The organism is Loktanella sp. DJP18, assembly GCF_049310965.1.
In the GTDB taxonomy this organism is placed as follows: Bacteria; Pseudomonadota; Alphaproteobacteria; order Rhodobacterales; family Rhodobacteraceae; genus Loktanella.
On record NZ_JBMERN010000128.1, the window covers coordinates 1 to 10,306 of the forward strand.

At 56.5% G+C, this 10,306-nt stretch carries 8 protein-coding genes and 3 pseudogenes; 9 read left to right on the forward strand and 2 right to left on the reverse strand.

Annotated elements, in window-relative coordinates; genetic code table 11:
* Positions 1 to 148: 148 nt before the first annotated feature.
* Complete coding sequence (rpsU, locus tag ACOI1H_RS21145) at positions 149 to 355, reverse strand: 30S ribosomal protein S21 (RefSeq protein WP_422439968.1); 207 nt, start codon at positions 353 to 355, stop codon at positions 149 to 151.
* A 343-nt stretch (positions 356 to 698) separates the two neighbouring features.
* Here rpsU and ACOI1H_RS21150 point away from each other — a divergent pair, with 343 nt between their 5' ends.
* Both ACOI1H_RS21150 and ACOI1H_RS21155 read left to right on the forward strand, forming a co-directional pair.
* On the forward strand, positions 699 to 929 hold the full coding sequence (locus ACOI1H_RS21150) for a hypothetical protein (protein WP_422439957.1): 231 nt from the start codon (positions 699 to 701) through the stop codon (positions 927 to 929).
* Positions 930 to 1,489: 560 nt separating this feature from the next.
* The gene (locus ACOI1H_RS21155) at positions 1,490 to 2,032 is read left to right on the forward strand and encodes a transposase (protein ID WP_422439958.1); all 543 of its coding nucleotides are present in this window, start codon (positions 1,490 to 1,492) and stop codon (positions 2,030 to 2,032) included.
* 232 nt (positions 2,033 to 2,264) lie between these two features.
* Here the strand turns inward: ACOI1H_RS21155 and ACOI1H_RS21160 are convergent.
* Positions 2,265 to 3,621, reverse strand: a pseudogene (locus tag ACOI1H_RS21160) (IS1380 family transposase).
* A 239-nt stretch (positions 3,622 to 3,860) separates the two neighbouring features.
* Here ACOI1H_RS21160 and ACOI1H_RS21165 point away from each other — a divergent pair.
* The 7 genes and pseudogenes from ACOI1H_RS21165 to ACOI1H_RS21195 all read left to right on the forward strand — a co-directional run.
* Positions 3,861 to 4,451: a hypothetical protein gene (locus ACOI1H_RS21165; RefSeq protein WP_422439959.1), complete on the forward strand. Its 591-nt coding sequence runs from the start codon at positions 3,861 to 3,863 to the stop codon at positions 4,449 to 4,451.
* A 541-nt stretch (positions 4,452 to 4,992) separates the two neighbouring features.
* Positions 4,993 to 5,706: a lysophospholipid acyltransferase family protein gene (locus tag ACOI1H_RS21170; RefSeq protein ID WP_422439961.1), complete on the forward strand. Its 714-nt coding sequence runs from the start codon at positions 4,993 to 4,995 to the stop codon at positions 5,704 to 5,706.
* Positions 5,707 to 6,024: 318 nt separating this feature from the next.
* Positions 6,025 to 6,264 carry a hypothetical protein gene (locus ACOI1H_RS21175; protein WP_422439963.1) on the forward strand — a complete coding sequence of 80 codons (240 nt, stop codon included), beginning with the start codon at positions 6,025 to 6,027 and terminating at the stop codon, positions 6,262 to 6,264.
* A gap of 153 nt (positions 6,265 to 6,417) precedes the next feature.
* Positions 6,418 to 6,700, forward strand: a pseudogene (locus tag ACOI1H_RS21180) (SH3 domain-containing protein).
* 123 nt (positions 6,701 to 6,823) lie between these two features.
* Positions 6,824 to 8,146 (forward strand): DUF2254 domain-containing protein, encoded by a 1,323-nt coding sequence (locus tag ACOI1H_RS21185; RefSeq protein WP_422439964.1) that lies wholly within the window; start codon positions 6,824 to 6,826, stop codon positions 8,144 to 8,146.
* Positions 8,147 to 8,325: 179 nt separating this feature from the next.
* Positions 8,326 to 9,267: pseudogene (locus ACOI1H_RS21190) on the forward strand (IS1595 family transposase).
* Between the two features lie 272 nt (positions 9,268 to 9,539).
* On the forward strand, positions 9,540 to 10,306 hold a 767-nt coding region (locus ACOI1H_RS21195), incomplete at its 3' end, for a molybdopterin-dependent oxidoreductase (RefSeq protein WP_422439966.1).

The window sequence follows — 10,306 nt, forward strand, 5'->3', positions numbered from 1 at the left end:
ACTTCAACAACATAATTTCCCTTATGCGATTCAGTCAGTTTTGCTGACCTACCAGTTAGTTTGCTCGTGTTCGCACCCCCACTGGTCATAGAACAGCCCGCCTGCACGAAAGTCATTCTGGCCTTCTATTTTGGCCAAAATCTTGCGCTTACAGGAGGCCTTCGCGCTCCGCTTTCTTGCGTGCCAGCTTACGCTGCCGGCGAATGGATTCCGCTTTTTCACGTGCCTTGCGAACGGACGGCTTCTCAAAATGTTGCTTCAGCTTCATCGCGCGGAACACGCCTTCGCCCTGCAGCTTCTTTTTGAGGACGCGCAGCGCCTGATCAACGTTGTTATCACGGACACTGACCAGCATGTTGAGCTTCACCATTTTCAAATATTCCAGCAGTAACAATATGAGATGTTTAAGTTTAAGCAAGTCTGAGATCAGCAGGTTGAGCATCCGCCGCATCAACAATCGTAGGGACACGGTTTGCAGGCCATGATGCGGATTCATGGGCTGCGCGAGGTCTGCGTCGCTTGGCCCGGAGGTAAGTTGGTACTTCAAGGATGACTGCTACCTGTAATATCGGAGTGGCCGCGGGGCGTTGGGTCGGTTTCCATGTCGGGCGTAGATAAATCAAAGACATCCACCCCGCTTTTCACGTACTTGTGGAGAGCAACTGCAGAACAACACGCATGTTGATGAGGTTTCACTGATGATTATTCCCACCGTGTCGAACATCTTTCGTACGCCGGACCCCCGGCCAGAAACGCCAATGGAAAAAACGACGCGCGAGGTGAAGGAACGCCTCGATGCCGAAACGGAAAAACGTCAGGTGAAGGTTGCGGGCCTGCGCAAGGCGCGTCTTGAAAAAGAAGCCCACGCATCAGGCGACGCTGCAGCGTCCAAGGCCAAAGTACCTCGCCGAGTCAAAAACAAGTCCTAGTGACCGGAGACTTGCATAGGGTCGGCTGCAGTTTTCTTCGCGGAATACCGTAAGCGCCGTCCCCGTCTTTCAATTACCCACACGTTTTGTTTTGTCGGATGGGCTGGCCATTTCGAAGCCTTCGGCGAGGGCTTTGAGGCGTTCGAAGCCACGCCAAATGACTGTCGTGTCTGGCGGCGCGTCGCGAGATCTATCGAGATAGCCGCCCAGTCTTGCGACGGCGGTGACTAAGAACTTCAGATCGCGCGGTGCTGTCTTTCGGCTTGACGGCATTGTCTGTTCCAGCAGCCTTAATTCCGTTTCGGTAAATATGCCTGCAGGAGATGCCTTTGGAGATTGGCGCTGCAGAATAGTGAGCCAGGAGATCCTTCAAGCAACGACACAACAAAGTGCGATGCACTTTGCCAGCCGGTCTGCCGTAGTCAAGCGCATGTCCTCGATTTTACATCCTGTTTTCACCCGCCTTATTCATCCAATTCGGAAATTGAAGTTGCGTGCGCCTGAAAGTACTTTAGATTCAAGTTGCTACACGAGATACTGAAGCTGCTTCGGACGCACGCATGAGTGAAACGCTAAAGCCTGTCACTGCGGGGTTCAATCGGTCTTTTTGTATCGAAAGCAGAGCGGACCGGTTGACGGGCGATCCCGGTGCAGTGGTGTTGTGTGAGATCCTCGAAAGCAGCGGCATTGTGCCGTGGCTGACGGCGCGCATAAATGACCCCCGCAGTCAGGTCGACGTAACACATGATCTTGCCTCGTTGCTGCGCACCACGGTGTTGCTATCGGCACAGGGCTGGCGTGATCATGATGACGCGGATGCGCCCCGCCATGATCCGGCCTTTCGTCTGGCGGCAAGTTCCGCAGCGGGCCTGACGCCGCTCGATGGCCCGGGGCTTGCGTCACAGCCGACCTTGTCGCGGTTCACCGCGCTGATGGCCGCGCCCGCGAACCTGAAGGTCCTGCGCGAGGCGGTGCTGGAATTTGCCGGGCGTGGGATCAAGGCCGAACGCGGTGGCAAGCGACTGCACTCGCTGACCCTCGATGTCGACAGTGCGCCGATCAAGGTGACAGCACGGTCGGCCAAAAAGAAGTTGATCAGGTGAGGGTTCCTAAACCGACATTCCCCAAGTGGCCTACCGCTTGACGTCAACCTTTCCTGACCTTGCCGCCAGATCAAGTGATTTGCCCTCCCAGCCTCGACTGCGGCCGTCAGAGCGCTCGAATGTGGCTGGATCGGACCGCGAATGCGCGTCACCTTGGTCATGCGGCCACGTTTTGCAGCACGACAGACAGAGCTGTCTTGCCGCTTTTGTTCAGCTTTCGCCAATTTCGAGGTCACGCGCATGACGGCGGCGCTCGCAATCGGTGAATGGCGGCAAGGATGGCCCTGACCATTGGGCCAGTCACCGCGACCTCGGCGAGTTGGAAGGTGATGGTGCGGGCGTGACGCACCACGCGGGCCCCGATCTTGATCAGCTTGAGCTGAAGGCTCGTCAGTGACCAGTCCGCCATAGCCTCGGGCAGCTCGATGCAGCGCAAGAAGGTGGCCAGGTTGTAGGCCAAGGCGTGTAGTTGCAGCCGCACCTCGTTGTCGCCGAACCGCTTGCACGATAGCCGCGTCCAGCGAAAGGCATATTTGCCTTCCTTGATGTGCTGCTCGGCGGTGCCTCTCTGATTGTAGAACCTTACCACCCAGTCCGGCTCCATGGGCAGGTTGGTGACGATGAAGCCCACGCGGGGGAACAACTCGCCCGGATGCCATTCGATCTTGGCGATGACGCGGCGCTCCTCGTCCCAACTTTGTGCCTGGTAATAGAAGTCTTCGAAGAACCGTTTGACCTTGGTCAGCGAAGGACGCCCGACCGGCCAGGTCAGCCGGTGCGCGATCTTGCCGCGAAGCACGGCATTGGCGGGCAGCCGGATGGCGTAGAAATAGCCTTGCCTCTTCGAGCCGCGCATAGATCGCGGGGCTGGCATAGGCGGCGTCGGCGCGGAAGAAGCGGCCGCCAAGCTTGCGGCCAGCGTAGCGGGCGATCACCGGGTCGAGCACATCCTGCCAGCCGTCGGCGCTGTGGACGTTGCCGTGCCGCAGGGCGCAGCGTTCCAGCATTCCGAACTGGTTGAACACAAAGAGCGGATGGTAGCAGGTGCAGTCAAAATGCCCGTTCCAGGCTGTGCCTTCCTGATCGCCATGGGTCGGGCTGACCGAGCTGTCCATGTCCAGCACGATATATTTAAGGCCATTGCAATCATGAAACCGGTCGATCCATTGCCCGTTCAGATCGACCAGTGCTTGTCGGTTCTCGGGCAGGGCCAGCGTCTCGGTCTCGAACCGCCCCATCTGCGAAGCAGAAGCCGCCTGCGCATCGACGGCACGCCCGCCCACAACCTGGCGCATGACGGGATCGAGGGCCAGGCGATCGGCGTCGTTGACATCCTCGTATCCGGCCAGACGCCCGTAGACTGATTGCCGGAACAGCCCGTCGAGCCGATGGACCGTGTTCTTGCCCCGGCGGCTGTCGCACAGCGCTGCTGACGCGAGGCCCGACAGCCCGAGCGCGTCCTCCAACTCGCGCATCACCAGAAGACCGCCGTCGGATCTGAGCTGCGTGCCACGAAATTCCAGCCGCACCCGGCGGTCAAAACCAAGCCGCCCATCACCCGTTTCGCGTGCACCCTCTGGGTGATCCATGATCCGCCACCTTTAGCCCGATTAACATGCTGAAATATAACACGTTACTGGCAATCTGAGGTGAGAAAACGTCAAGTTACTTGGGAAATGCGGGATAAAGAGTAGGCGAAAACTTCTGATTTAAGACACAATCACGGGAGGGATGGAACTGCGCTTGCAACCGAGCAGTATATTTCTTGCGTGCTAGGCTTTGGTCCTTGGCTGCGGCCTGCAGCGCAAAACAGTAGAAAGGATCTGCCATGAAACGTAAAACCAATCTCCTTGGCTCTGGCATCTTCGCCGCCAGCGTTCTGCTCGGCACGACAGCATTTGCGCAACAAGAGATGCCTGATCTTAGCGACTGGCCGCAGGCGTCTCAGGATGCGGCCCAGCACATGATGGACACTTATGGCGAGGCCCCCGAGGTGACTGACACAATGCTGATCTGGGGCCCGACCGGGCCGTGGAAGCGTACGGTCATCTACAAGGAAGCCACGACCCATCTTTTCCCGGTTGAGCACCCGGACGTCATGCAGCAGTGGATTAATCTCGACGTGCCGCCCGACTACTTCGACGATCTTGCGCATTATGACGGCAGCGTGGTGGCCAACCGCACCGAGGCCGAGATCTCGGCGCGCTGCGACAAGGAGGCGGCGAACTTCTTGGCCATCAATCTGGCCCATGACATCATCGAGGAAGTGCGCACGGTAGAAGAGGCGCGGCAGTTCTACGCTGAGACCATGAAGGCGCTGATGGAGGGCGGGTCGCCTTCTGACCCCGCCTACGTGGAAGGCTTTATTTTCGAAGTGCCGCAGGAAGACCTGTCGAATCCCGACGAGTCGCTGCTTTAGGCAGGACTGACTTCAAGCCACGAGGCGGCGCGGTCCCATGATTGTGCGCGTCAATCTGGATGAGATTCTCACCTTGATTGTCGCGCTGCACATGATGCCGCTCCGCCTCCCGCCCTGTAATCAGGCCCTTATGGGAAATCACAGGAACACACTTAAATTCCGCCAAAGATTCCGCTTGGGCCATCGCTCGTATTCGTCCTACCGATTTGCCTTCAGCCGCGTAATGGTGCGGACCGACAGGCTGGGTGCTTACTGCCACAGGAGCGCCGGCAGAACTGCAGAAAGTCCGCCAGTGGGCAAACTTGAGATAAAGCCAATGCTAGTTCTTCGATTGACCTGACTAATGCCATCTTTGTCCCGCACAGTGGACAATAACTCACACCCTACCAGTCAAAACGGCTCTCTATTTGGGACCTGTTGTCCGCATCTTCAACATTTGGGGCGCTCAACGAAAGCTCGTTATTGGCACTGGTCTGGCATTCAACAAACGGTCGTTTTAGGGCTAAAGACACAGATGTAGCGAACGGCAGGAATGAGTCCTATGCATCAAATCAAACTGAAGTCGCGTCTGTTCGACGCGTTCCTTGTTTGCTGGACCGCTTGGTTCGCTTTGGGAGTGCCGGTCTTCTGGCTAGCTGGGTCGCCGCGAAAGGCAATTAGGGCAGCAACTCGTCTGTGGGTGCGCGGGGTGCTGTTCGGGCTGAAGCATGTCGTAGGGTTGGATTATGCCGAGGCGGGTCGCGATATGATTCTGGCAGAACCCTGTCTCATAGTCTGCAATCATCAATCCACCTGGGAAACGCTCGCGTTTCTAGTTCTCTTCCCTGACGTAGCAATTGTCGCAAAGCAGGAACTGCTGCGGATTCCGATCATCGGTTGGTACCTGCGAAAATCACCGATGATCATCATCGATCGGGAGAGCGGATCCAAGGCACTGAAGGCTATGCTAAACGAGAGTCGCGAAGCGCTCGCCGGCGGTCGCTCGGTCCTTATTTTCCCAGAGGGGAAACGTATGAAGGAGCGGGAACCTATCAGGTTCAAACGGGGGGTGGAGCTGCTGTATGCAAAGCTGGGGGTGCCAGTGCTACCCGTCCTGGTGAACTCGGGCAAGTTCTGGGGGCCTGGCGGATCAAGCAAACGTGGTGGGACAATTACCGTTTCTTATTTGCCTCCGATCCTCCCTGGGATGCCTGCTGAGCTGTTCGTTCGAAAGGCCGAGGCGCAGATGGAGGCAGAGCGACCGGGATTGATATAACCCGCCGCATCAGGTGATTAAATTACACCATCGCTCACCTGGGCGAAAACAATCTATGATGTCAAATTTTTGATTTATCCCCAGAGGCAATCGTTTGGAACGTTAAAATCAAAGTTTCGCTACCAGCCATTGCCATGGTTAAAATACGCTGGTTTTTGGAACGGCTGCGTCCGGTGCAGCAGACCTTCGCCACCGTTCAAAACAGTGGTTTTTGAGAGGAGCAGTTCAGTCTCTGAATAGCCTACGCCGTACACCGTCTTTGTTGCAAAAATCGCCTTGAGGCTTACAATCATTGCAGCATTAAAAAGGAAAGCCCCAATGAAACCGAGCGAATTTGAAGCAAAAGTTCATGAGATGGAAAATGCACTGAACGAGCGGAGGGATGAAATCGCACGAACCAAGACTTCAGAAGCTGAAAAACAGGAACTGTTGGCCACCCAAGAAAGGGTTAAAATTCCCCTTGAAGACGTCGACAAAATGAATGGCGAAGAAGAGAAGCGCGAATTTATCCGGCAAGCTAATGAATTGCTTCTTGAAATACGTCGGTCCCCAATGTGAAAGGTGAATTGTACCGCCCCGGCTTTCCCGGAAAGCGCATTCTAAAACACTCGTTTATGGAAGGGTAGAGTAGACGCAGCAAACCGCAGCAACAGCAGACTGGGATCTAACCCGATGCCAGTCTATTGATCGGCAAGCGATTGAGGTTAAATCATGCGCCGAAGCGCATTTCCAGTTATTCTAATGATTGTGTTCGTAGCCAGCTGTGGCAACTTGGCCGCTGACCGTAGTGTGGTCGAAGGCACCGGCACGAACGAATTTTTGAAATTGAGGCCCAGGACTTGGCTATGGCGTAGTTTTAGGTTTGCCCGACGGAACCTCTTTAAACCGCCGCGACTGCGTGACTGAAGTAGGCCAGCTCTGGTGCCAAGTTTCGCTTGCCGCCGCACCGCAGCTCAGTGGCTACGTCTCTGCCGACTACCTCTCAACACGTTGAACTCAGCTTTCTGCCGCAGACCGCCTGCTCAACAAACGGTGGTTTTTGGGAGACCGTGAATGTCCGCTCCGCCCGCAAAGCTGCCCTGAGACTACACCTAATCGGAAGGAGCAACACATCGCGATGTCGTTTTCCATAACGCGCGTCTCCGCAATCTGGGGGAGCCTGAACTCGAGTTTCTGGTTCGTGCCCGCCATGATGTGCGCGGTTGCGGTCGGGCTGTCGTTCTTGCTGATCGAAGTCGATACTTGGCTTGGTGTTGGCAAAGTGAGCGATTTCGGTTTGCTCTATACGTTCGGACCCGAGGGCGCCCGGGTGATTCTGTCTGTTATCGCAAGTTCGATGATCACAGTGGCCAGCCTGATCTTCTCGATCACCATGCTGTCGCTGCAACTCGCCTCTTCCCAATTCGGGCCGAGGGTCCTGGAAAACTTCATGCGTGACCGCAGCAATCAGATCGTGCTCGGCACTTTTGTGGCAACTTTCCTCTATTGTCTGGTCGTGCTGCGGTCGGTGCGGGGCACGGGGGACTCAAGCTTCGTTCCGCACCTGACCGTTGCATTTGCGGTGCTTCTTGCTGCTGTCGGCGTCGCGGTTCTTATATATTTCATCCATCACATGGCCACTTCAATCCGCATCGAAACGCTGCTCAAGGAGCTGGCCGCCGACGGGTGCGCCGCCGTTGACCGGCTCTTTCCGGAAAAGCTCGGCCATGGTCCGGTGCAATACGAGGACGAGACGGACGCGCATCGGCTCCCAAACGACTTCGATCGAGGTTCCGAACAGGTCAATGCTGATGCGAGCGGATACGTGCAGAATGTCGGTATGGACGCGCTCATGCAGATTGCCACAGAGCATGATCTTGTCTTGCGGATCGAGACACCGCCCGGTCGCTTTTTGACCGAAGGCGAATGCATGCTCACGGCATATCCGCGTGATCGCGTGTCAGCTGAAATCGCCGACAGCCTTCGCGGCGTGCTCGTAATCGGCCGGACTCGGTCAGTCAATCAGGATCTAGAGTTCTCGATCCGGCGTATTGTCGAACTGGCCCAGCGATCCTTGTCACCTGGCATAAACGACCCCACTACAGCGCTTTATTGCATCGACCGACTCGGAGAGGTGTTCGGTCGATTGTCCGGTCGGGATCGCCCTTCCCCGATCCGCTTCGACAAGAAGCGACAATTGCGTATCCTGACTGAAGTCATAGTCATCGAGGACCTGGTCTGTAATGCCTTTTCAGCGATAGCACGCTACGGGATCTCCGACGTTGATGTAGTGACGCGGCTGGTAGCCACAATGGGCAGGTTGAGCGGATCATTATCGCCCGCAGCGCGTGAAGCTATCATGGCGCTAAATGAACAGGTGCTCATTGCAAGTGAACACCACGCTTCTACAAACTTTGATCGCAAAGCAATTCAAGAATTGCTGCGTAGTCAGATAATATGAAACGCTGCCGTCAGCAGCAAAAAGTCACAGGAACGGCAAATACTTCTCCTTACCGAATAGCAGCCGCTGTTCGCACAGCGGCCATTCGGGAACGTAAGGCTTATCCCCTTCGATCCGGCGGCACATAATGTAGGGCGACGCGGCTTGCCAACTTGAAGTGTTCTGGTATTGTTCTACCCATGCCAGCCACATGGAAAAACGACAAACCTATGTCCCGCCAGGCGTTCAACGCCCGGTTTTCCGACGAGGAAGCGTGCTCGCATTGTCTGGCGGAGCATCGTTGAACCGAGGGCTTCGTCTGCCCCTCCTGTGGGACGTGCAAGGGCTGGCCTCTCAAGCGAAATCGCGCGACTTGGGAGTGCGCTGGTTGCGCGCGGCAGACATCGGTGACGGCCGGCACGGTGATGCATAGCAGCCACTTGCCGTTGCGAACGTGGTTCCTCGCTGCGCACATCATCACCAGTCATTCCAACGGCATGTCAGCACTGCAACTTCAGGCCCAACTTGGCCTCGGCAGTTACAAGACGGCATGGCTCCTCTTACAAAAGCTGCGGCGGTCCATGGTCAATCCTGGACGCAATCCCCTCAAAGACCTCGTTGAAATCGATGAGACAGAGATGCCGTTCCGGTCCCGGCATGATCCACAGGATCGGCCAAAGGGCGGGCGCAGCCCCGTCGGAAAGATGTTTGTCGTCTGTGCCGTCGAGCTGTCAGATGACGGCCAGCCGCGCCGGATCAGGATGAAGCACATTCCCGACGGTGCGGCGAAGACGCTGCACGGGTTCATTGGTCAGGTCGTGGAACCCGGCGCACACATCATCACGGACGGCTGGCTCGGTTACGAAAATCCTCCTGCAAACACGCACGAGGCGAAGATCGTCAGCGGCAAGAAGGCACACGAGATCCTCCACTGGGTCCACCGCGTGTTCTCCAACCTGAAAACATGGGCAAAAGGTGTCTTCCACGGCCTCAGAAAACGTCATTTGCAACGCTATCTGGACGAATTCATGTTCCGCTGGAACCGACGGCGACACATGCGCAGCGCATTCGACACACTGCTCGGCATCGGTGTTGGTCTCGGTCACGCGACATATCGCGATTTCGTTGAGTTGCGGGCCTGAAGGCCCTCGTTCCTCACAAAAGCCGCCACCCATAACTCAGCGAAGCGCTCAAAACTGATCCGGGCCGCCTCTCAACCCACAGGCGCGAGGTCCTGCGCCGCGTCAACATGTTGGCCGACCGGATTGAAAGGGATAAGCCTTCGGGAACGTTCTGAAACGCTCGTTTTGGCAGGGTTCGCAAATGCAGTCGGTAAGGCTGGGCAATTAAATTTTGGAAAATTTTCACCTATCTAGTAAGCTGCTCATCACAGATGACGGCAAGGGAGATACCAATGTCCGAGAAAGAACCGTTCCCCGCAACACTATATGGCCCCGCTGAAAGGCACATGGCGGAGAGCTTGGTGGAAATCGAGCGCCAAGCGCTGAGCGAAAAATCCGAGGAATGCGAGTGCAAAGATGGCATGTTTAACGGCCTCACGCGACGCGGCATCTTGATGGGCGGCGTAGCTCTTGGCAGTAGCGCTCTTGCCGCTGGCCGCGCACAGGCCGAAGCACCGCCCGGCGCTATTGAATATGACGTTCAGCCTGATCCCACCAAAGAGCAAGGGCGCTTCATTCTTGACGATGGTGGCTATGGCTCGCGCTCGCAATTTGAAAACGAGGTGCGCTGGCGCTACCCGACAGCCAGTCTCGATTCAAGCTGGTCGATGACCCCGCTGGCCTCGGGGCAGGGAATCCTGACTCCGTCTGGCCTCCATTTCGAGCGTCATCATGCCGGTATTCCGACGATTGACCCGGGCACGCACGAGCTCATCCTGCATGGCATGGTTGACCAGCCAATCCGATTTACAATGGATGATCTGAAAAGGCTGCCTGCGGTCAGCAAGATCCACTTTATCGAATGTTCCGGCAATGGTTTGACTGAATGGGCCAACCCGACACTAAAAACGGTTCAAGGTACGCATGGCCTCACCTCGACATCTGAATGGACCGGTGTACGTCTGTCCACTCTGCTGGAAATGGCGGGTGTGCAGGACGGTGCCGCGTGGATACTTGCGGAGGGTGCAGACGCGGCAGTGATGACCCGATCAGTCCCTAT